Annotated in this window: 22 protein-coding genes and 1 pseudogene; 12 read left to right on the top strand and 11 right to left on the bottom strand. The window is 46.8% G+C overall.

The features are described 5' to 3' along the window. The 4 genes and pseudogenes from GVJ63_RS11995 to GVJ63_RS11980 all read right to left on the bottom strand — a co-directional run. Positions 1-73 (bottom strand): annotated as a pseudogene (locus GVJ63_RS11995) (integrase); the annotation flags it as partial. A gap of 113 nt (positions 74-186) precedes the next feature. Further along, complete coding sequence (locus tag GVJ63_RS11990; protein ID WP_010669697.1) at positions 187-423, bottom strand: hypothetical protein; 237 nt, start codon at positions 421-423, stop codon at positions 187-189. A gap of 93 nt (positions 424-516) precedes the next feature. Then, a complete protein-coding gene (locus tag GVJ63_RS11985) occupies positions 517-1,077 on the bottom strand; it encodes a hypothetical protein (RefSeq protein WP_010669696.1) in 561 nt (186 codons plus the stop codon). 229 nt (positions 1,078-1,306) lie between these two features. After that, positions 1,307-1,885, bottom strand: a complete 579-nt coding sequence (locus GVJ63_RS11980; RefSeq protein ID WP_235038349.1) for a TetR/AcrR family transcriptional regulator — start codon at positions 1,883-1,885, stop codon at positions 1,307-1,309. An 895-nt stretch (positions 1,886-2,780) separates the two neighbouring features. Here GVJ63_RS11980 and GVJ63_RS11975 point away from each other — a divergent pair. The 4 genes from GVJ63_RS11975 (at position 2,781) to GVJ63_RS11960 (ending at position 8,334) form a co-directional block, all read left to right on the top strand. Beyond that, entirely contained in the window at positions 2,781-4,427 is a 1,647-nt protein-coding gene (locus GVJ63_RS11975; RefSeq protein ID WP_159226924.1) for a methyl-accepting chemotaxis protein, read from the top strand. A gap of 985 nt (positions 4,428-5,412) precedes the next feature. Further along, on the top strand, positions 5,413-5,616 hold the full coding sequence (locus GVJ63_RS11970) for an Hha/YmoA family nucleoid-associated regulatory protein (RefSeq protein WP_159226923.1): 204 nt from the start codon (positions 5,413-5,415) through the stop codon (positions 5,614-5,616). A gap of 420 nt (positions 5,617-6,036) precedes the next feature. After that, positions 6,037-7,677 (top strand): methyl-accepting chemotaxis protein, encoded by a 1,641-nt coding sequence (locus GVJ63_RS11965; RefSeq protein ID WP_159226922.1) that lies wholly within the window; start codon positions 6,037-6,039, stop codon positions 7,675-7,677. Between the two features lie 168 nt (positions 7,678-7,845). Continuing rightward, complete coding sequence (locus GVJ63_RS11960; RefSeq protein WP_159226921.1) at positions 7,846-8,334, top strand: DinB family protein; 489 nt, start codon at positions 7,846-7,848, stop codon at positions 8,332-8,334. Positions 8,335-8,451: 117 nt separating this feature from the next. On the opposite strand, the gene GVJ63_RS11955 is transcribed toward GVJ63_RS11960, so the two are convergent. Continuing rightward, on the bottom strand, positions 8,452-8,904 hold the full coding sequence (locus GVJ63_RS11955; protein WP_159226920.1) for an acyltransferase: 453 nt from the start codon (positions 8,902-8,904) through the stop codon (positions 8,452-8,454). Positions 8,905-9,204: 300 nt separating this feature from the next. Here GVJ63_RS11955 and GVJ63_RS11950 point away from each other — a divergent pair, with 300 nt between their 5' ends. After that, entirely contained in the window at positions 9,205-9,678 is a 474-nt protein-coding gene (locus GVJ63_RS11950) for an NUDIX hydrolase (RefSeq protein ID WP_052272245.1), read from the top strand. 130 nt (positions 9,679-9,808) lie between these two features. Here GVJ63_RS11950 and GVJ63_RS11945 read toward each other — a convergent pair whose 3' ends face one another. Both GVJ63_RS11945 and GVJ63_RS11940 read right to left on the bottom strand, forming a co-directional pair. Beyond that, positions 9,809-10,111: a putative quinol monooxygenase gene (locus GVJ63_RS11945; RefSeq protein WP_159226919.1), complete on the bottom strand. Its 303-nt coding sequence runs from the start codon at positions 10,109-10,111 to the stop codon at positions 9,809-9,811. 63 nt (positions 10,112-10,174) lie between these two features. Continuing rightward, complete coding sequence (locus GVJ63_RS11940; RefSeq protein WP_159226918.1) at positions 10,175-11,191, bottom strand: NADP-dependent oxidoreductase; 1,017 nt, start codon at positions 11,189-11,191, stop codon at positions 10,175-10,177. Positions 11,192-11,280: 89 nt separating this feature from the next. Between GVJ63_RS11940 and GVJ63_RS11935 the strand changes: the two genes are divergently transcribed. After that, positions 11,281-12,210: a LysR family transcriptional regulator gene (locus GVJ63_RS11935; protein ID WP_124890743.1), complete on the top strand. Its 930-nt coding sequence runs from the start codon at positions 11,281-11,283 to the stop codon at positions 12,208-12,210. A gap of 162 nt (positions 12,211-12,372) precedes the next feature. On the opposite strand, the gene GVJ63_RS11930 is transcribed toward GVJ63_RS11935, so the two are convergent. Continuing rightward, positions 12,373-13,713, bottom strand: a complete 1,341-nt coding sequence (locus GVJ63_RS11930; RefSeq protein WP_158132234.1) for an MFS transporter — start codon at positions 13,711-13,713, stop codon at positions 12,373-12,375. 476 nt (positions 13,714-14,189) lie between these two features. Between GVJ63_RS11930 and GVJ63_RS11925 the strand changes: the two genes are divergently transcribed. Continuing rightward, complete coding sequence (locus tag GVJ63_RS11925; RefSeq protein ID WP_159226917.1) at positions 14,190-14,660, top strand: DUF1203 domain-containing protein; 471 nt, start codon at positions 14,190-14,192, stop codon at positions 14,658-14,660. Positions 14,661-14,813: 153 nt separating this feature from the next. Here the strand turns inward: GVJ63_RS11925 and GVJ63_RS11920 are convergent, their stop codons facing one another. Further along, a complete protein-coding gene (locus GVJ63_RS11920; RefSeq protein WP_159226916.1) occupies positions 14,814-15,689 on the bottom strand; it encodes a LysR family transcriptional regulator in 876 nt (291 codons plus the stop codon). Positions 15,690-15,789: 100 nt separating this feature from the next. Between GVJ63_RS11920 and GVJ63_RS11915 the strand changes: the two genes are divergently transcribed. Further along, complete coding sequence (locus GVJ63_RS11915) at positions 15,790-16,764, top strand: nitrilase family protein (RefSeq protein ID WP_159226915.1); 975 nt, start codon at positions 15,790-15,792, stop codon at positions 16,762-16,764. Between the two features lie 490 nt (positions 16,765-17,254). Here the strand turns inward: GVJ63_RS11915 and GVJ63_RS11910 are convergent, their stop codons facing one another. Further along, on the bottom strand, positions 17,255-17,728 hold the full coding sequence (locus GVJ63_RS11910) for an Lrp/AsnC family transcriptional regulator (protein ID WP_122890074.1): 474 nt from the start codon (positions 17,726-17,728) through the stop codon (positions 17,255-17,257). Between the two features lie 472 nt (positions 17,729-18,200). Between GVJ63_RS11910 and GVJ63_RS11905 the strand changes: the two genes are divergently transcribed. After that, the gene (locus tag GVJ63_RS11905; RefSeq protein WP_159226914.1) at positions 18,201-18,827 is read left to right on the top strand and encodes a LysE family translocator; all 627 of its coding nucleotides are present in this window, start codon (positions 18,201-18,203) and stop codon (positions 18,825-18,827) included. A 433-nt stretch (positions 18,828-19,260) separates the two neighbouring features. Continuing rightward, entirely contained in the window at positions 19,261-20,061 is an 801-nt protein-coding gene (locus tag GVJ63_RS11900; protein WP_010259100.1) for an SDR family oxidoreductase, read from the top strand. Between the two features lie 180 nt (positions 20,062-20,241). Here the strand turns inward: GVJ63_RS11900 and GVJ63_RS11895 are convergent, their stop codons facing one another. Next, positions 20,242-20,790: a TetR/AcrR family transcriptional regulator gene (locus tag GVJ63_RS11895; RefSeq protein WP_159226913.1), complete on the bottom strand. Its 549-nt coding sequence runs from the start codon at positions 20,788-20,790 to the stop codon at positions 20,242-20,244. A gap of 127 nt (positions 20,791-20,917) precedes the next feature. On the opposite strand from GVJ63_RS11895, the gene GVJ63_RS11890 reads away from it, so the two are divergent. Then, on the top strand, positions 20,918-22,006 hold the full coding sequence (locus GVJ63_RS11890; RefSeq protein ID WP_159226912.1) for an alkene reductase: 1,089 nt from the start codon (positions 20,918-20,920) through the stop codon (positions 22,004-22,006). 75 nt (positions 22,007-22,081) lie between these two features. Continuing rightward, positions 22,082-22,864, top strand: a complete 783-nt coding sequence (locus tag GVJ63_RS11885) for an SDR family oxidoreductase (RefSeq protein WP_159226911.1) — start codon at positions 22,082-22,084, stop codon at positions 22,862-22,864. Positions 22,865-23,000: the final 136 nt, after the last annotated feature.

Genomic DNA, 23,000 nt, shown 5'->3' with positions numbered 1-23,000 from the left:
CCCAGATATGAGAGATCTGAAGAGGCCGTTTCTGGCCGATAATGCGGCTTTTGTTCCAGGGGGATGTTGTCATGTTCAATCTCCATTGGGTCAGGAGATGTGATTATGAGTGTCCCGTATGAGCGAAAAGCGGACGTCACGGAGCTATTAGAATACCGAGCGACGATTATATAAATGTTGTGCTTTTTACTCCCATCCCAATTCTTTGTAAGTCTTACTATCCTGTGCAGGAAAATCAGTTTGATATTCTCCCCAGTTACGGAACGCGTAATATTCTTTCATCGCTTCAAAGTGGGAATCTGCGTCACATATCCACACTAATCTGTAGTCCGGCTCCAGCATTTTACGAGCAGAGTCTCCCCGTGGACCAGCAAGACAAAACAAATCCAAACCACCTTCGTTTGTCCATAGCTCATGCTTCATAATATTGCTTCCATGAACTGCTCCCCATAATTTAAGATATTCCAATGTTAGCAATATCCCCTCCTAGCAATGACTGTGAGGGTAGACCCTTTTTCAAATCGGGATACCCGTTTTGAGATCGAGCTTAAAGGGTTCCCAGCCTCCTGGCGGATCCCACTCTCCCAGGCCAAGCACCGTCTCATTCTCTATAGATGTAATGATCACGCCATCAATGGCGCACCGAATCGATTTCCAGAGAATGCCCACTAGTATATCAATCAGAAAAACATGGGCGTAAGTGGTAACCAGAATCCGGCCCTGTAACCTGTCAGAGTGGATGTCAGGGACTGAATAAATATGGGCGACGTAATCACCTAGTCGATGGCTTCTGAACGAGTGTGTGGCCATGTCAAAAACATATAAATGATCGCCACAAATGATCGCCACGTGGGATTCATTCAGAAGAAACTCAGAAAAGGCGCTGGAAATCAGCCAACCGTCCTCATCTACACGTACATACAATTGTAAAATCAGAATGGGCTCAGCGTCCTTACTGATTAGCAGTCGCCGATCCATTTCTCCATTAGTGCCAAAAGGATTGACGTCGATGATCGATACAACTTCCGTTTCATCACCGGACATATTTTGTTCAACATAGGTCGCTTGTAATGTCATTGAGCATCCAAAGGGTGACAGGAGAAGAACTCATACTACTTTACAAGCTAATGTCACGACAGCACCGTATGTTGCCATATTGCACTGACCAGCCCCCGCAGATTAGTACATTCCGATGTAAGCTACGTCCGCTATTGGCACAGAGCGGACATTAATGGCAGTGGGAAGTATAAAAGTACTAAGGATTGACACATTTTAATGCATTGGCGTCAGCTCGAACTTAGTCAGATTAATGTACCTTCATGATGGTAATAAAAATGAGCTCAGTCATAGTTATATCTGGTTTTTCAGCGCCGTCACTCAGGAGGCTACGCAATAGCCATGCATCTGTATATGCAACTACAGCATCAGCCTGCTCTGCATTCAGACCGAAGCGATCCTGCAAAATTAAACTGTGTGTCCGGAGCCACTGCATAGCACTCTCTCTCAATCGCGGTCGGCTGACAGCTGCTACAAACAGTTCATACTCTCTTAAAAGTCGCGTGTGCTGTTGCAATGTCCAGAAAAGAAACTCTGTTAACTGGACTTCGGGCGCGCCAGATGTACTTTCGATGAACCATTTCAAAGTTTGTGCTTTAAAACTATCAATAGCATTTCTTACAACAGCATCATGCAGATCATCAAGCATTCTGAAATGCCACGTAACAGTACCGGGCGAAATATCCAGTTCAGCGGCTACTGCTCTTTGTGTACAAGCGTGAAGCCCTTCATTTCTGATTATTTCTGATGCAGCTTCCAGAATCTGTTCTCTGGTGTGCTCGCCTCTCGCACGCGAAACACGTTCACGTTTATCTTTACCTACGATCACAATGCAAGCTCTCCACCCACACAATCAATAAAATGGTGACCGCAACGGGCCTTGTACCTGAATTCAAATGACTTTACGTGCTTTAATCAACCTACAAAGTCTTGCTACATGTTGCTGAAAGTTCATTTCCAAAATTAGTTAATTCTTTAAGACTGCAAATCCTATCCAGACCAACATCGTAAAAGGTGTTGCGGATTGATGACTACTGACCTGATTTATTAAGGATTATTGAGGCAATTCGGTACTGCGTGATGTTTTTTTCCCCTCGCAGATGTGACACAGAATTCAGATGCATCATAAGCATCGATTTTTTAGAAAGAGCCGTTACCAGGTTATCAGCTTTAACCTTTTCTGTAACGGATAGATGTCCGTAAACACGCTCATTCTTCACTGAATAGACCTTCACAGCAGCAGCAGAGAGTGAAAGCACTATAAAAAAGTGGAAAGACTGAATGTAAGCATTTGCATACTACATTTAATCTTATCAATAGCTGACTAAATTTTTTATTTTAGCAGGCAAGCCGAGCGGTAAAACCACCTTCAGATTATGCTAGAATTCAACTTTAATGATAAGCGAAGAGTAAGTTAACTCTCGTGCAGTGCACGATTAATAGAGCATTATACTTATTTTAAAAAGAATATTAGTCTCACCCCAAGGTAAACTGCCAAAAACCAACCAAAAACGCATCCACTTTATATAAGCATTCTTTTTGTTAAAAAAAATACAAATAGAAAATAAACATCAAACTTTAAATAAATAAAACATAAATAAATAATGCTTTCAGAGGTGAAATTAAAAAAATATTTTTTTCAGTATAATGTTTATCACTTTTTTATCCGATACATGGGATGTTAAAAAAATACCCTTTTAAAGATACCTTGTGAGGATGAACGGATGACGATTACAAAGCGGTTAGCACTGGCCTTTTCTACACTCTCGGTTACATTAATAGTACTATCTATAACGGCTGTAATCGTGTTAACTGGATTTCAGACCAGGTTTCAGTACGTACAGGAAAATACCATCCCTTCGGTCGCGATACTTGATGACATGATTATAGACAGTAACTCTCTTTTAATTACACTCTACAGGCATCAGAGCTCTAAAAGCATTGAGCAGCAGGCAGAATTAGAAAAAGAGATTGAGAAAAAAATTAATGATATAAAAATCAGCAACCAAAAATATCTGGACAACTATCTTTCAGGTAGTCAGGATGAAAAGTTAAGCAGGCATGCCTTTGTAATCTTAAAAGAAATACAGGCAAGGCTGCATGATTTCGTAGAAGGGTCAAGGGCTCAGGATGATAATATTACACTACCTTCGCTTCAGAATTCAGAGGGCATCGGTGAGTCTATTCGCAGCCTAATTGAAGGGTACAAAGAACAGCGCAAGATAAATATTGATGTCAGTAACCAGTTTAAGGTGGATAACCTCAATATTTATCAGAGAACACTTTGGAGTCTTATTTGTTTTTCTTCATCAGCTGTCTTGATATTAGGTTCCTATGCATTAATAACTATATTAAGCATCCGCCGTCAGCTTAAAAATATTAGCACGCTTTTTAATCATGCTAATGAACGACTCGATCTGACTCTGCATGCAGACGATACGAGTAAAGACGAAATCGGAGACATGGCCAAAGCATATAATCAGCTGGTTCAAAAAATCGGGGTATCGCTTACAACAGTTAGATCTTCAGCTCAATCTGTCAGTACAGCTTCAGCGCAGATTTCAGCTGGCAACGAAGATTTATCGTCGCGGACAGAAGAGCAGGCCGCTTCACTGGAGCAAACTGCAGCCAGCATGTCAGAACTCAGCGAGACGGTAAGACAAACAGCAGAAAATACCCAGCTTGCCAGCAAATTTTCTAAAAATGCATGCGATATTTCTGAGGATAGTTCACTCAGAGTTAAAGACATGCTGGGTACCATGGCAAACATAAAAAGTAGTTCTGCCAAAATTACTGACATTATTTCTCTCATTGAGGGTATTGCGTTCCAGACAAATATTTTAGCATTAAACGCAGCAGTAGAAGCAGCACGGGCGGGAGAACAGGGTCGTGGGTTTGCAGTTGTTGCAGGTGAGGTGCGTAATTTGGCACAGCGTTCTTCTGCTTCAGCAAAAGAAATCAAAGATCTGATCGAGTCGTCGATGGAGTACGTTGAAACTGGTGTTAATCAAGCCGATGGTGTCGGAAAAAATATAAGTCGGATGAACGATGCGGTGCATCAAGTAACCAGTCTTGTTGATGAGATCGCAGTAGCTGCGCAGGAACAGTCTCAGGGGATAAGCCAAATACATCAGGCAGTAAACCAGATGGATGATGTAACTCAGCAGAACTCAGCCCTTGTCCAGGAGTCATCAGCAGCCTCACGGTCTCTGATGGAACAGGCAGCTTCACTAAATCATCTTGTAAGCGCATTTACTGTCACGGAATCAAATGTCGCAGTGAAAACAGGAAAAACTGTGTTATCTACGCATTCAACCAACCTTGATAAGGTGATGCCCGCTGAAGAGGGGGGCAACTGGAAGAGTTTCTAAGCGCGAATCAATAATAAAAATCAGGGACTACTTATAAGTAGTCTCTGTAAATAAAAACGCACCACAGATTGACTCGACCTGACGCAATATAAAAATCACTTATTCTCATTTTTGAACTTGAGATTTGTTGATGTCGGACTTTTAAACGCAATTAAAGATGCCCTCAAGATATATAACAGTTTTTAAGATAAAAATTTCGGTATCAGATTAATTTCAAAGCCTGTGATTTATATTTAAAAGCAACTTGCCATACTATATGTGAGACAACACAATGCATGCTAAATACAAGCTTTTTGAGGAAGTTAAAGAACGGTCTGATTTTATGGTTAAACAGCTCAGTGAAGGTGATTACAGGTCTCAGGATGTTTATGTGAATAATCTATTACATCTCATTAACACTTATTCTGAGTTTACTAAATTCATGACCGATTCTGAATTTATTTCATGGACACAAATTAATCACCCAATAGCATTGATTGAAGTTGCTATGACAGGAAGAATTATAATGGCCGTACAAAATTTCTTCTTGATTCCTAAGAAAGGATGCATTTAATATTTTACCAGAATAGCGATTATCGTTTTTTTCAACTGACAAAGCACTGGTAGTGACAGTCAGTAAATCATAGAGTTCATTTTCACCCGGTTTTACTTCCCGGTAAGGCACATGGATGATATATATTGAGTCGGTCAAAGGATCTTCAGGAAGACGAACATCCGTCGGAAATAGTACGAGTTAAAATCATCCTGACTACCCGCTGCTCGACCTGTCACCACTAAGCCTGTCGGGCACAGTTCCGTAAATACGTCCAAGTCTGGCTGAAATCCCTGACCGTACTTTATGCAACGCCATGAAGATGTTTTGAGTATCGGCTTAATGATCTCCTGATGCTGCTACAATATTTCCGAAAGAAAGCATGACAGGTCGGGCAGATTCCCATCCATTGATATTATAAATTAATTTTTATAAATATTTTAGAGGAACGATATGACGAAAACAGACTGGCTAATGAAATTCAGGCGTTGCCAAACGCTTGCAACACTTGAAACTGTTTACGAATATCTTAGTTATAAAATAGGAAAAGATGAAGTTTATACCATGACACAGGCTTATGATCATCGAAAGGCTGAGTTCGCAGCTGGAAAAATCTTTGACCGCGTGCCTGCACATATATGGAAGTTTGTTGAATAAATGTACTCTTTTTTAGCGTGTTAACGTTTCACTTGGTAATAAGATTATCAGTCTATACCAAAATTTTTCATCCACTGGGTAGTGAAAATAAAAGGAACATCAAAGGAACAATGTTAAATCAATAAGGAGTATCAACTGGAGCTCAACCTTGCTGATTTCGTAAGATACTGTGGTTTCCAAACAAAGCGCACCGACAGGCAGCTGAAGGACAGATTTGATGCCTCGCGTACGCGAATTTCCCGGACGAACATGAGCTTCGTAAAGAGCGTACCCGATATTTTTTTATCTGTGCCGATAATAATTACTCCGCTTGAAAACGAAGCGGTGCATCACTCAGATATTTTCCTGCTGAGCAGGAGAACGTTCTAATAAACCTGTTTTTACCCTCATCAGAACCGATTTATTTCAACAGAGAAAAGTATGAAAAACATAAGAATTGGAATTAGACTTGGTGTCGCTTTTGGCTTCATGTCGCTGCTGGTCGTCTTTATGGTGCTGATTGGCATCGATAAAATCAACTCACTCGGCAATGCGAACGATGAGATATCAGGCAGCACTTACAGCAAAGCTGCTGCTTCCCAGTCACTTCGCTTCTACACGTCAGACATAGGCCGTCTTGCAAGAAATGCTATTCTCCTTAAGGACGAGTCGCAGAGAAACAAAGCCATCCAGGATTACCGCAGCGAAAGGGATGCGGTTGACACTCTGATGGCACTCCTCACGAAACAGGTCAGCTCACCGCAGGGGATAGAAATATTTTCCCTTGTCAAAGTCAGGGCTGACCTTTTTCTGCCTTTTATTGATGAGGTGGTTGCGCTCGCGCAGCAGGGCAAGAGTGATAAAGCTACGCAACTGCTCTTTGGGCCGCGTTATAAGTCTCAGAGTGACTTCATGGCTTCAATCAAGGAGCTGCAGAACCATCAGGAAACGCGCATGAGTAGTTCTGCTGCACAGGCGCGCAATGACCGGTCAGAAGCCCTTACAATACTTATTGCCGCCGGTGTTGTTGCTGTTCTGCTGGCGGCCATTTCTGCCCTGATTATCTCCCGGAGTATCACACGTCCTCTTCTGGAAGCGGTAGAAGCCGCAGGGCGTGTGTCACGCGGTGACCTCAGCGGTACCATTCACACTGGCCACAAAGATGAAACAGGCATTCTGTTGTCAGCCATCCGTGACATGCAGGACTCGCTGATAAACACCGTCAGCCAGGTGAGAAACAACGCGGAAAGCGTCGCCTCAGCAAGTTCCCAGATTGCGCAGGGGAATGCTGATCTTTCACAGAGGACCGAAGAGCAGGCCAGCGCGCTGGAGCAGACTGCGGCAACCATGACACAGCTTGGCATGACCGTGAAAAACAATGCGGACAACGCCCGCCAGGCGGGTCAGCTGGCGGTCAGCGTGCGTGATGTGGCCAGTAAGGGCAGCAGTGCGACGGGTGCCATTACCGGCACCATGAAATCCATCAGCGAAAGTTCTGGTCGTATTGCCGAAATCACGGCCGTAATTGATGGGATAGCCTTCCAGACTAACATTCTTGCGCTGAATGCGGCCGTCGAAGCTGCCCGCGCGGGTGAACACGGTCGCGGATTTGCCGTCGTGGCAAGTGAGGTCAGGTCACTGGCACAGCGCAGTGCCACAGCTGCCGGCGAAATACGCCAGCTTATTGAGGCAAACGCGCACAGCGTTGAACAGGGTAACCAACTCGTCGTTCACGCTTCTGATACCATGTCGGATATCCAGTCTGCGGTCGGGAAACTCACGGATACGGTAGAGGAAATCACGTCAGCCAGCGCGGAGCAGGCCCGTGGCATTGAACAGGTGGGAATTGCGGTAACAGAAATGGACAGCGCCACGCAGCAGAATGCCTCTCTGGTCGAGGAGTCAGCCTCTGCAGCTGCAAGTCTCAGGGAGCAGGCTGAACGGCTACTCCAGGCTGTTTCCGTGTTCAGTCTTAGCAGCCAGGCAGCTCCTGTTTCTGTTAAAGAAACTGCAACGGCTGCCAGACCGGCATTTCATACTGATTCAGCCAAAAGCCGCCAGACAAGTGGCGATGAAGGCTAGACGCATTTCTGACTGAGATACCGCGCATTTGTCATGCGCGGTTATCAAAAATGGCTGCTAAGAGCGAAATGCGGACCTCGTTTATGCTTATGCCTCAGAATAGGAAGCTCTGCTACAGAGCATGCTTTATTGATATGCTAACGGAACACGCAAATCAGGAGGAAATTCATGGACAAGAACACACTGGTTACTCTCTTAAAATTCAAGCGCTGGATTGACGCCGAAACATTAAAAACAGTTAAAGGCATAAGCGAATCTGCTTATGCGGAAAAACGTCATCTGATGCTAAGACTGATGAACCATATTCATGTGGTAGACCTGATTTTCAGAGCAAATATTTCGGGACGGCAGCATGGTTACACTGCCCTGAATACTCCTGAAACACCCTCTGTAGATGAGCTTGAGGTCAAAATGGATGATTGTACAAACTGGTATATCCGGCGCGTAAGCTCAATGTCTCCTGCTGATTTAAGAGAAACTATTAAGTTCAGCTTTGTCGATGGTGGTGAGGGAGAAATGACTGCTACAGATATGCTAAATCACATGCTTTTTCATGGAACTTATCACCGTGGGGCTGTAGGCTGGTTAATTTCTGAGTGCGAAGGTGTTCCGCCGAAAGATGTGCTGACAGTTTTTCTGAGGGATCATAATCACTGACAGCTATGTTCTTCTGCTAATCATCTGTCTGGCGGCATCGATGGCCGCTTTGTCGATAAGCCGACCTTAACGACCCAGGATGGCGATAATCTGGATTAAAAATTGCAGAGATAATGCTTAGAGCTTTCTCAATAGTCTGGCGGGATTGCCAGCATACACGCCTTTTACCAGCACGGGCTTGATCACCACGCTACCTGCACCAATCACCGTACCACTGCAAATTTCCGTTGTTAAAATGGTTGCTCCACTCCCCACAATTACCGCGTTACCTAATACGATATGTATCCAGCTTTCTGCAGAAGCATCAGGGCCGCCACTCCTGAAAAGGTCGTTAGCAAAGGTTACGCCATGGCCTATAAAGCAGTCCTTGCCTAAGGTAACGTTTTCACAGATGAAAGTGTGAGACTGCACTCTGGTTCCGTCGCCTATAACGCATCCCTTTTGTATCTCTACAAATGGCCCGACAAAAACATCATCGCCGAGCTCACATTCATAAATGTTTACCGGCATGACTACTTTCACATTTTTACCTTGTTCTACGTCACGAATGCCACTTTCGATAATCTTCATATTGGCTGTGTCCTTACTTGACATGATTCGGCTCAGAATAGCTTAAAAGGCCTGAACAAGTTTTTATCTCCATCAGGTGGCCAAAAACCTGTCTCCCCTCATTAGCGCACTATGATGATTGCAACATCCACTTCTGGCACAAAGCAGACTGACCCGGATGCAAAGTCCGCTTTGAGCGAAAAGCGGACGTTGAGTGAGATTAAAGCTGTAAGAAATTACAGACCTATAGGGCGATTCAGGCTGCAATTTATGTTTATATAAATATTGAGAATCAGTATTTAAGCTTTTTAAGGGGGATATATGCGCATTAGACCATCATCTCGATTGATCATTCTTTCGCCTGAAAATCATGTCCTGCTCTTTAGGTTCTGTCATAAAGATGATGCTCTAAGGGGAAAAACATACTGGGCAACTCCGGGAGGAGGGCTTGAAAAAAATGAATCTTTCGAGCAGGCCGCTATACGCGAATTATTTGAAGAAACGGGATTGAAAGAAACATTAACAGGACCAGCAGTAGCGTCCCGAACCTTCACAATGATGCTACCAAGTGGGGAGACAGTACTTGCTGATGAGCGTTTCTTTATGATTAATGCAAATACAGTAGATCTCGATCGTTCAGGATGGAGTAGCAATGAAAAGGAACTCATTCGCGATCATCATTGGTGGACAATAGAAGAGCTCATACACACCAATGAGACAATTTTTCCACGCGACTTAATCATTAACATACTTGAAAACAAGTCGGCCGGATCTTCGACGTTAACTGCGTCATGATATCTTGAACGTCCGCTTCTGGCACAAAGCGGACCATCGTCCAGGCTTATGCCTGCTATGAGCGAAGAGCGATTACTCACAGATCCGAGGCTTGATAATAAAGCACTCTCGATTTTAATAAGATTTTTATTTACCCATCCATAAGCCCTCTCTCGTTACAGGCGTCATATTTGAAGAGTTCCCCCTTCATTTTTCCCTGCCATCGGTTGATAAACTCTACCGTGTCGGTTTTTATAAGATGGGCATTGAGCGCGTCCTGATCCACCCATCGTTCTGATATAAGCAAACTTCCGATCTGATAGTCCTCCACGGCAGCTTTATATGAAATGTTTCCATCACGTTGTCGAACGGCATTTGCCAATAAGTTAAGTTCTCCCATAAATTTTTCCAGGACAGAAGGATCAATGTACATATAACCGGAAATGATAAGCATCTTATTTTTCCTTTAACTGACTACTATTCGCCCTCAGAAAATGGCTGATCAGGGATGGGGTAATCAGAAGTTAGTCAGCACAATTTTGCCCTGGATACTTCCTGACGAAGCGCGCTGATGTGCGGCTGATGCCATGGCTAACGGATAGGTGCTGTCAATCACGACGTTGATAATGCCTTTTTCCAGTAAAAGCCCCGCTTCGGATAGCTGCAGACCACTTGAACGCACTTGCGTTGTTGACACAGTAATCCCTTTTTGAGCGGCCTCAGTCTGCCCGGTAAAACTCAAAGGATTCACCAGAAATAGTGCTCCGCCCTGTCTGATGCAGCTTAAAAAGCGCTCTATATGCTTTCCGCCAACAGCATCAATAACCAGATCGACGTTTTTCACTACATTCTCAGCGGCTACTTTGGTGTAGTCGATAAAATCATCTGCGCCCAGTTCGCGCATAAGCACTTCATGACGGGAAGAAGCGACGGCAATGACTCTCGCACCCTTCCACTTCGCGATCTGAACAGCAATGTGCCCTACGCCTCCTCCTGCACCGTTAACCATCACCGTCTGGCCTTCAAGCAGAACCGGTTTATGGTTGAAAGATTGAAACGGATTGGGCGCATCATGGCCGACGTCGACAAGAAATTGCCACGCGGTGAGCAGTGACATCGGGGCACCCGCTGCCTGGATATGGTCTATTCCATGAGGTTTTAACGCCACCTCTGATGCAGGAACGCTTACATAGTCGGCATAAGCTCCACTACCGGCCATTACCCCATCAGGAAAACGCACCATTGAATAGACTTCATCTCCGGTGCTGAATGCGGAAACATTTTCGCCCACGGCTTCGATAACACCTGAAACATCCGTTCCCAGGATTAAGGGAAAGTGGGGTTCGGGCCGCCACTCAGCCGGAAGCGGCCGATAACCATCACGCAGATACAAGTCTGGTGGGTTCAGACTTGCGGCATGCACGCGCACAAGGACTTCGTCAGCCCCGATAGTTGGGCGGGGTGCATCTTCATACCTGAGATTCTCCGGGCCACCAAACGCATGTAGCTGTACTGCTTTCATCATTTCAGTCATGGTAATTTCACTCCAACACAGATTCAGGTGCCAGAATATGACCAATTGTGATGATTGATAATGGGGCTGTATTTCGCTTTAATATTGCCATGAAGGAACAAATAATCTTTGAAAGACTAACAGGTCTGATTGCATTCGCTCGTGCGGGATCGCTCGGCAGCTTTACCGCTGCCGCTCGCTCGCTGGCAGTATCCCCTTCCGCGATAAGTAAAAGTATCCAGAGACTGGAGCAGCGTCTTGGCATCACATTGTTCACCCGAACCACCCGTTCGCTGGTGCTGACTGCTGAGGGTCGTGAACTGCACGAGCGCACGCTGCAGTTATTACGCGATGCGGAGGAGCTTGAGCAGGTCGCCATGCGATCGCGAGAGGAGCCAGCGGGAACATTACGCATTGCGGCATCGTTTCCGATTGGTGTTCATGTGATCGCGCCTCTCCTTCCGCAATTCTGTGCACTTCATCCTAAAGTGACAATCGACTTAAAGCTGAGTGATCGCATAATAAGCATTGTTGACGAGAGTATTGATATAGCCATTCGGATCGGCGACCTCGCAGATTCAAATCTTCTGTCGCGTCGCCTGTCGCCCTATCAGATAGGTTGTTATGCTTCGCCAGATTATTTGACCCGATGCCCGGAACCCGAACACCCCAATGATCTTATCGGGCATAAAACGGTTAATTTGCGATATCAAAATACGGGGCAGATTTTTCGCTGGCCGTTCCGGATTGGCGAGCGGGAGATTGAAATTGTGCCATCATCTGCTGTCATCGTCGATGCAAGCGAGGCCGTTATCGCGGCTGTGGCGGCCGGTGCCGGAATAGGCATGGTGTCGAGTTTTATGGCTGCTTCCTGGGTTAAGCGCGGGGAGTTAGTGCCCCTTCTCACTGATTTTTCAGTAGAGCGGCATAATATTTCTGCGGTATGGCATGCGAGCAGGCGTTCAAATCCTGCTGTACGCGCCTTTATTGATCTCATGCTTAACAGTTCTGAACGCTCTTTAACTGGGTATTGTCAGTAAATCCCCAAAGGTAAGTTATTTCCGCATCTGACACATAACAGACATCAACAACCAGCAGACTGATTCAGGTAATGACAGGATGTGGAATGTTTATATGGCAGAGATAAAGCCGGAAGAACCCGCCTGCAGAGGCGCTGCTAAGCGTCTGCAGGCGGGATTACTTTATTTACTGACTGACGAAGCGCTATTTTCAACGTCGATGGTTAACTCTTTTTTGCGGCCCATGACCAGCACGGCAATGCCCCCGATGCCACAGAGGATAGCGAGTGGCACCATAGCCAGCGTATGGCTGCCGGTCGCCTGATTGATAATGCCATAAACGTTGACCATCACCCCACCGCCGATCAGATTCGCCATCGCACCGATAGCCGCCAGACCCGCTGCAGCGGTAGTCGATGACATCCATCCCGATGCCAGCGCCCAGAAAGGTCCTTTCATTGAGTAGGCTCCGATTAATACCAGCGACAGAATCACCACACTGCCAGTCAGACTATTGGTGATAAAGGCTGACAGCAGGCCACCTGCAATTAAGAACAGCGTTAACGCGGTGTGCCAGCGACGCTCGCCGCTGCGGTCAGAACTTCTCCCCCAGATAATCATCAGAATGGAGGCCAGACCGTAAGGAATCGCATTGACTAAACCGGTGGTGAAGTTATCCAGTCCAAACGATTTAAGCAGTTGCGGAGACCAGACGCTCAGCGTTGAGCCAGCCGCAGACGCGCCTGCATAAATCAGCGCCATCACCCAGATATGTTTGTGACTCAGCAACTGCCACAAAGAGATATGACCTATCGCCTTCTTCTTCGCATTTTCGGCTTCGAGTGTGCTGTTCAGCCACGCTTTTTGTTCCTGATTTAACCAGCTGGCATTAGTGGGACGATTGCTCAGTAAAAAGAAGGCTGCAATTCCCAGAATGACCGCCGGAATACCTTCCAGGATAAATAACCAGTGCCAGCCACGCATACCGTACCAGCCATCCAGTGACAAAATCAGACCAGAAATGGGCGATCCAATAAAGTTTGCCGCAGGAATGGCCACCATAAAGGTAGCAATCACGCGTGCACGGTACTTTCCGGGAATCCAGTAAGTCAGATAAAGAATGACGCCAGGGAAAAATCCAGCCTCAGCGGCACCCAGTAAAAAGCGCAATATATAGAGTGTATTGGCACTTTCAACAAAGGCGGTACAGACAGAGATGATACCCCACGACACCATGATGCGAGAGATCCAAATCTTTGCGCCAATTTTCTGCATGGCCAGATTGCTGGGCACTTCAAACAGGAAGTAACCGACAAAAAACAGACTACTCGCAAAACCAAATACCGCTTTCGACAATCCTAAATCTTCGTTCATCTGTAACGAAGCCATCCCAATGTTGCCGCGATCAATAATGGCAATCAGATAACAAACAATCAGGAAGGGCAAAATGCGCCAGACCACCTTCTTAACGGTCTGCTGCTCAATATCGGCAGAGAAAGTCGGGATGTGCTGTTTTTCAGACATGATGATCCTCACAATTTTGTCATCGCTTTAGGTGCAATCCGCAAAGCGCTTTGTTTTACTCTGTAAAACTGTAATGTACTGAGTAAAACCATTATCACGATAAAAATTCTTTCCCGCCGGAAGATGTAATGAGGTTGTGTTATTTGTCACAAAAAAGTATTCATCAACCTTAGTTTATGTGATGAGTATGTCGTTAACGGGTGGAGTTCAGCGATCTTTTTAATGAAGTGACGACAGGAGAACGGGAAAGAGTGAGAGGGAACAGAGTAATTTGAGCGCCGCTGTCGGGAAGTGAGGCCTTAGCACTTGTGTGAAGGTATCAGCCAGCGTCTGAGAGTTTGCAGCTGATGAAGCACTCGCCTGCCACTGTCGGACGGCCACATCATAAAATTCCCTGACCGAAAACGGCGAGTTTCTCCTCACAGTATTCGATAACGTCATTATCCGCACTGTTACGATGAAAAGAGAGGGATGCTATGAAATATAAAATTTCTGGCCTGAACGCCGGGCAATTTGCTCATCTTTTTGGACAGAGCGATGAATATCTGAAAAAACACCATGCAGTACGACAAACCGTAGAGTGCTATCCGGGTTATCCCGACAGAATCTCATTGTGCGATATCCCCGCTGGAGAAAGCGCCCTCCTGATTAATCACATCTATCAGCCTGCCGACACGCCCTACTTTGGTACTCATGCAATCTACATATGGGAGGGATGCACCCGGCAAGGCATTTACATCAATGAATTACCTGAAGTTCTGCTAAGCAGAACGCTGTCATTAAGGGCCTATGACGGAAAGCATTTTTTAAAAGAAGCGGATATAGCTGAGGGGAAAGTTGCTGAAGATCTCATCGGCCATTTTTTTGCCGACCCGCAGATTAGTTATATCCAGATACATAATGCGAAACGGGGGTGCTATTCCTGCTGTGCAGAACGTTTTGAATGACGGTTTGTATTGAGAAGCCCTATCCGCTACAGGAAATTATTCGTCGCCAGGGTCGCTTTCGTATCATGACCCTGTTCTGAAGAGGGTGCTAAGAATTATGTCAGTAATCCTGCCCTTTCCAATATGGCAAAAGGAGTGCCTGCTTCTGGAAGGTCAGACGTCATGAAGCGCGATACCCTTTTTTATACCGGCAATAAAATTATCACGGATTATATCCTCGTGGTTCGCGTTCCAGGCAATGCCAACTTTCCAGCTTATTGACTCACCTGTTAACGGAATAATAACCAGCTCCGGCGGTGCAATATGCATAACACTGTATGGCACAAGGGCAACACCCGTGCCCGCGATGACCAGCGCGACAATAGTTTGTATATCATCACTCAATTGAGTGGATGATATAAAAAGCGCGTTGTCATGAAGAAAGCGGTCAATTTGCGCATTTAAACCCCGTCCTCGCTTGGCATGAAGTCGCAATAGAGGGCGTTTCTTCAGCCAGTCAGCAGCAGGCAATGACGGTGAACTTGCAGGCGCAATCAAAACCAATCGATCGGTAAACAATGGCAGGTAATCCAGCGCTACGGGAGGCGGAACTCTGACAAAACCGATCTGGAGCTCATCATTTTGCAAAAGTTCGTACTGCTGGAAGGAAGGAAGATCTGTCAATGACATCTCTATCCCCGGACACTCCAGACGAAATTCTGCCATACAGCGTGGTGCAAGATAAAAACTTGAGAGACCGAACCCCACGGCTAAATGCCCTTCAATCCCTTTTGAAACCCGCTCTGCATGATGCATAAATAATCGGGATTGCCTGACCACTTTTTCAGCCTCTGGCAGCAGACGCCTGCCACCGCCCGTGAGTGTGGCTCCATGACGCCCCCGCGTAAAAAGTGACGTTTCCACCAGGGACTCAAGGAGATTAATCTGCTTGGTCAATGCAGGTTGCGAAATAAACAACGCCCGTGCCGCGTCGGCATAATTTCTTTTTTCAGCCAGCATCAAAAAGGCCTTAAGCAAGCGGATGTTCATTTTTACATTCCAAAAGGTTATCGAAACCGGAAATTTTTTGATTATACAGTTATCAGCAATGGTTATGTAATTCAGTTTCGATTACTACCGGAGAAGTACTATGAGCAACCATCCATCCTTAAAAGCTGCCACCGTGCAATTTCAGCATCAGGCAAATAACAAAAATTATAATCTGCTGATAATGGAGAAATTTATTGAACAGGCAGCGATTGAGCAGGTAAACATCCTCACTTTCCCGGAAATGTGTATTACTGGCTACTGGCATGTACCCAAACTCAACTCGGCTGAGGTAGCTGCTCTCGCCGAGCCGATCGAGGGGAGTCCTTCCCTTACATTGATTCGTTCCCTGGCGATGAAACATCAAATGCTGATTGGCGCCGGGCTTATCGAAAGAGCCGATGATGGCCGCCTCTATAATGCGTATGTTGCCTGTATGCCCGACGGCTCAATGCACACTCATCGCAAACTCCACGCTTTTGAACATGCGTCAATCAGCAGCGGTTACCGCTTTACCGTTTTTGAAACGCCCTGGGGAGTAAAAGTAGGTATCCTCATTTGCTGGGACAATAATCTGGTAGAAAATGTGCGTGCAACGGCATTGCTGGGTGCAGATATTCTTCTCGCGCCACATCAGACAGGCGGTACCGATTCCCGCAGTCCTTATGCGATGAAACCCATTCCGATGACGCTCTGGGCGGAGCGGGAAACGCGAAGGGAGGAAATTACTGCTGCATTCAAAGGGGCAAATGGTCGGGAATGGCTGATGAGATGGCTTCCCGCTCGTGCGCATGACAACGGATTATTTATTCTCTTCAGTAACGGCGTAGGTGCAGATGATGATGAGGTGCGCACAGGTAATGCAATGATCCTGGATCCTTATGGAAGAATCATTAATGAAACCTGGGCAGCGGAAGATTTTATGGTGAGCGCTGACCTTGATTTGAGTCTGCTTGCAATGAGTACCGGACGTCGCTGGATCCATGGTCGCCGTCCTGATTTATACCATATTCTGACACAACCGCAGGGCTACGAACGTGATGCGATTAGCGCCCGATTTTCTGATGAGACGCCTTAAATAGGCTCGGCGACTGAAATCATCCAGTCGCGAGAAAGAATGTCAGGGCGCGGCATCGTGAAAACCCCGCCCTGACATTAAAGCTTAAACTACGCCGGCAAATCCCGGTACAACGGTTATCGTCACGGTAAAGCATGGACTTTATGGCTGGAGGAAGATTGATGGCATAATTTCATGTAAATAAGCGTCTCTTTTAAGCTGACAGAGCCTGAAGATAAGCTATGAATTAAAGTTTAAGCTGCTGGCTGCTCCGGTTTGAAAGGCACTATTGGTCGTTATCAACAATCAAGTCATCACAAATACTCGTGTTGTTAAAGCAGAAAAATGAGGAGAGTCAGCACGCTCGCTAACGCTATGCCACTATTAACTTGTGTAAGATCATGCCGGATATCAGTTTTGTGCTCTGAATAACGCAGGTAGCATTCCTGATCATTAAATCCGCTCTATGCGGAATTGATAATCAGTCACTGGGCATCACGGCAGCGATAAACTACTCAGAGATTTTCTTAATAGGATAACTAACGAGTGGTTTGATCTCTTTAAGCACAAACATACTCTGCATTTCTTTAATTCCTGGCAATCTGCGTACCACTGACATTGCAAAATCAGCATAGGAGTCCAGATCTGAAGCCACAACCTGTAGCAGAAAGTCAGCATCCCCACCGATGCTATAACAGGCAACCACATCCTCCAGGGCAGTCACTTCCTCTTCAAATTTTCTGGCCTCCGCTTCGCTATGGCTGTCAATGACGACCCGAATGAAAACCATTACTCCCAGCCCAATTTTCTTGCGGTCAATAACAGCACGATAGCCCTGAATCACTTTATCTTCCTCGAGCTTACGAACTTTGCGCCAGCAGGGAGATGCTGAAATATTTATCTTCTCCGCCAGTACCTGGTTAGTTACCCGGGCATCGTCCTGTAAAATTTCGAGAATTTTCATATCTGTCGAGCTAAGCGCCATAAGGGGAAATTCCTTTCTTTGTGGAAGCAGTTTAAGGTTACTTTTACCTAAAAACAGGCATTAAGTAAATAATACAGGTAACAATTTTCCGCTTTCCTGCTGCATAATATATTTACTTTTCCAGGTTGTTATTACAAACAATATAAGGGAAAACTGAACCCTGACTTAATGCATATGATTCAATTTAATTTAAAGAATACAGGGAGCTGATCATCTCTTGAAGAGAGGATCGGATAGAGCACTGCGCGCACATGAAAATTAAACTTGTCATCTGCGTAGTTAAATTAATGCAGCAATATCCGCTTTGGAATAATCTAACCTCCACTTTCAACGTTAAACCAACTGATAAAAAGGATGCATATCTTTAACCCTTAATTAAGATTTTTATATGACAACCATCGCTCAGAACCAGGCATTTTTGAACAACTAACTCTGTTCCCTTTTACCGAAGTGCATTTCAACAGGAATAACTATGTCAGGAACTACTGAAATACTATCTTATATTGCTGCACTCGGTTTAGCTGCTGCAATTCCGGGTCCGGGGATGACTGCATTAGTCGCTCGCAGCGTGAGTGGGGGCGCAATAACAGGCTTTACGATGCTGGCCGGTCTCATTCTCGGAGATTTGATTTATTTATCTGTGGCGGTATTTGGTCTGGCGGTGATCGCTCATACCTTTACCTCTCTCTTTACGCTGATTAACTGGGCTGCCTCACTCTTTTTATGCCTGCTGGCATGGCAGTTCTGGTGCCACCAGCCTCAGGCAATAAATATCGATCAAAAAGCGACAAAACGAGAACTGGCATCAGCCTGGTTTTCAGGACTGACCATAACGCTGGGAAACCCTAAAACCATCGCTTTCTATCTGGCTATACTGCCTCTGGTTATCTCTCTCGATAATGTATCTTTTCAGATGTGGGGAGGACTGCTGGTTCCGCTTACCGTGTTAGTCCTTTTAAGTGTGGGAGCCGTTTTTATTTTTGCAGCCCTCAGGATACGCCACCTCCTGACCAGTGCTAAAGCGCAACGACTCCTTTTCCGTTCAGCCGGTACCATCATGATGCTGGCCGCGGCTGGAATGGTGGTAAAGGCTCTTTAGCGTTCATTACCACCTCCTCTGCCTCAGGAAAAGGGGGCCGGTCTCGTGGTCTTGATAGAAAATGATCAAGCTCTGGCCTGTTTATCAGGCAATAAGCAATAAATAGTAAAAGTGATTCCAGCCAGAAAAGCCTGAGCGCCAAAAGCAGCTATCTTCTGATAGCTGCTTTTTTGCCTTTCAGATATCCCATTTTTTACTGCTTATGTTCCTGCTTCAACGTTTCCTGACTATCCACCCAGACCGCATTAGCGGCTAACCCTGTACTTCACATCTATAATTCAGTGACTCAGGCCCATGCGCCCGATCCGGCTAGCCGATTAATCAGTTTGGGGGTGGCTGGACATCGTAGTGTCAGCGATACATCGATATTCACTCCCCTGATGATGCCGGCCGGGTTTAAGACGCTCATCATTTACAGAAATAAGGATGCCTTATGATCTTTTCTCTCAAAAATCAGGTTGCGCTGGTTACCGGTGCCAGCTCGGGTCTCGGCTATGCCTGCGCAGAAGCACTCGCTAAAGAAGGTGCCTGTGTAGTGATTAACTACCATAGCCAGGCGGAACCGGCCGGGGAGCTGGCTGAGAAAATCCGCGCCGATGGAGGCCGTGCAATTGCTGTCAAAGGTGACGTGTCTAAAGAGGCGGATGTAGAGAATCTTTTTGACCAGACAATCAGGGAATTTGGCAGGCTGGATATCCTGGTGGCGAACTCAGGACTGCAGAAAGATGCCCCGTCCATTGAGATGACGCTAGAGGACTGGAATACCGTTCTGGACGTGAACCTGACTGGCCAGTTCCTCTGCGCGCGTGCTGCGTTGCGTCAGTTCAAGCGCCAGGAGCATCGCCAAGATATCAGCAAAGCTGTCGGTAAGATTATTCATATGAGCTCGGTTCACCAGCTCATTCCCTGGGCCGGACACGTCAACTATGCCGCATCAAAAGGCGGCGTTGACTTGCTGATGAAAACGCTGGCTCAGGAAGTGGGTGAAGAACGTATTCGTGTCAATGCAGTGGCACCCGGCGCTATCGCTACCGCCATCAACGAGGAAAGCACCCAGGGTGAAGCGGGCAAAGCGCTGTTAAAGCTCATTCCTTATGGACGTATCGGTGCGGCTGAAGATGTGGCGAACGCCGTCGTCTGGCTTGCCAGTGATCTCTCTGATTACGTTCATGGCACCACGCTTTTTATCGATGGTGGAATGAGCCTTTATCCTGGATTCCGCGACAACGGCTGAGTGATGGGTCACTGTCCCAGGTGGATGGCCGACTGATTGATAGCGCGTTGATGGGAATGGTATCCGGAACGGGAAGTCCGGATTACGCATTCCCGCCGTTCATAATAAAACGCCAGCGGGCTGGTGCGTTCAGTCCAGGCCGCAACGATTTTAGTAAGGTTGAACGGGAAGAGCATCGATTCAATCTTTACAGGCATCCGGGCTGATCAGACGCGTACGGCAGACCTCCAGAATTTCATCAGCAAGCCCGGAATTATCCGGGCAGGCACGCGAAAGCATCAGTGCACCCACAAGATGCGCGAGCGTATTGATCAGATCCGCACGCGTGACCTGTTCCGTTTCTAAAACGGCAAGCTGTCGTTCAATTCCGGCCGCAAAGGTCTCGCGGATGGATTCAGACTGGCGCGCTGCATCGGTGCCCAAAGCCGACATGACACACCCCTTTGCCATATCATCGCGATGCTGCCGGGAAAGGTAATATTTAACGAACTTTTCCCGACTCACACCCTGAGTTTTTTCCGCCGATTGCGCGAAGCCGCAGCTCATCGCTTCGGCTAACAAATCGGCTTTCGACCCAAAGTGCTTATAGAACCCGCCATGCGTTAACCCTGCGGCTGACATCAGTTCAGCGACGCCTACCCCATCGTAACCCCGCTCACGGAAAAGTTCTGACGCCGTTTCAACGATTCGGTTCCTGTTTTCGCGAACCTGCTCTTTTGACACTTTCATCTTTTCCTCCTGAAACTGAGCTTAAGTATACATTGATGATGATCATAATCAAACCAGTTGACTTTAATGATTACGATCATCATCATTAAATCAGTTTACTGACCCGCTAATCCGCAAAGGAATAACCATGACGAATCAATCCTTATTTCAGCCCTATGAACTGGGATCTGTCACGCTTGCGAATCGCATCGTGATGGCCCCGCTGACGCGTAACCGGGCAGGCGCAGGCCTGGTGCCAGGTGAACTGGCAGCGACTTACTACGCTCAGCGTGCCACAGCAGGGTTACTGATTACCGAAGCTACGCAGATTTCAGCAGAGGCGCAGGGCTATGAGGATACGCCGGGGATCTACACGCAGGCCCAGATTGAGGGCTGGCGTAAAGTCACAGATGCGGTACATGACAAAGGCGGACGTATACTTGTGCAGTTGTGGCACACAGGTCGAATTTCACATGTCGATTTACAGCCAGAAGGTGCCGCACCAGGCGCGCCGTCAGCTATCCGTGCTGAAACCAAAACCTTCGTGAACAACCATTTTGTTGATGTTTCAGAACCCAGAGCACTTGAGCTGAAGGAAATAAAAGGCATTGTTGCCGATTTCAGAAAGGCATCAGCCAATGCCATTACCGCAGGCTTTGATGGCGTTGAGATACACGGTGCAAATGGCTATCTGCTTGAGCAGTTCCTGAAAGATGGTGCCAATCAGCGCACCGATGAATATGGCGGTTCAGTTGAGAATCGTGCGCGTCTGCTATTAGAGGTCGTGGAGGCCGTGAAAGATGAGATCGGCGCAGCGCGGACGGGCGTTCGCATCTCACCGGTCTCACCTGCTAATGCGATTTCATGCAGCGATCCGCAGCCACAATATGACTACCTGGCAGAGCAACTTGATGCTTCAGGTATCGTTTATCTGCATGTTGTTGAAGGCGCGACGGGAGGTCCCCGTGATGTCTCACCGTTCGATTACGCTTCACTGCGTCGCCGCTTTAAAAACACCTACATCGGTAACAATGGCTATGACCTGGCGCTGGCGTCTGACCATCTTGCACAGGACAAAGCCGATTTGTTCGCATTCGGTCGCCCCTTCATTTCTAACCCCGATTTTGTCGAAAGACTTAAGTCGGGAGCACCTCTGGCCCCGCTTAATCCTGAAACACTGCATGGCGGAGGTGCGGAGGGCTACACCGACTATCCATCGCTTAGCGGTAACAGTTAATCACTCTTCAGGTATCACGGTTAACCCTACATCGCTAACAGCGATTTTTATCAAACAAATGAAGAAGATAAAATTATGACTCGTACTTCAGTCCTCATTACAGGCGCATCAACGGGTATTGGTGCTGTTTACGCTGAGCGCTTTGCACGTCGTGGACATGACCTTGTTCTGGTTGCTCGCGACAAATTGAAATTAGAGGCGCTTGCTGAACGGCTGCGACAGGAAAATCATATTTCCGTCGATGTGCTGCCTGCCGACCTCATGCTGGCGAGTGATTTAGCTGCTGTTGAAGCACGCCTCCGGGAAGACACGCGGATAGGCACTCTTATCAATAACGCAGGTATCGCTCAGTCCGGCACGTTTACCGAGCAGACGCCTGATTCCATCGAACGCCTTATCGCGCTTAACGTCACTGCCCTGACGAGACTGGCCACTGCTGCAGCACGCCGGTTCGCAGAAGCCGGAGAAGGTTCGATCGTCAATATCAGTTCCGTAGTCGGACTCGCCCCGGAATTTGCAATGACGGTTTACGGCGCAACAAAAGCCTTTGTTCTTTTCCTCTCTCAGGGAATGAACGTTGAGCTCTCTTCAAAAGGCATTTATATCCAGGCGGTGCTCCCTGCAGGTACGTACACCGAAATCTGGGATCGTGCCGGTATCGACATCAGTAACGCCTCAAAAATGATGGAAGTGGGCGAACTGGTTGACGCCGCTCTGGCGGGTTTTGACCGCCGCGAGCACGTGACGATTCCGCCATTACATACAGCTGAGCGCTGGGATGTTCTTGATGCCTCCCGTCAGGGTCTGCTCTCGGACATCAGACAGGAAGAGGCCGCAGAGCGATACAAAACCCTTTAGCCAAGCCCTGCTCAGCAGAACCTTTTACGGGTTCTGCTGAGCGGTAAATCGACCATGAATGTCTTAATGGCGGCATGAGCATATTAACCGGCAAAACCTTATTCCATTATTTATTACGTTGCTCCCCGAAGCCGCT

This window comes from Pantoea sp. 18059, from assembly GCF_902706165.1.
Classification (GTDB): domain Bacteria; phylum Pseudomonadota; class Gammaproteobacteria; order Enterobacterales; family Enterobacteriaceae; genus Pantoea; species Pantoea agglomerans.
The sequence above is the reverse complement of the archived record's forward strand: the minus strand, read 5'-3'. Positions and strand labels throughout refer to the sequence as shown.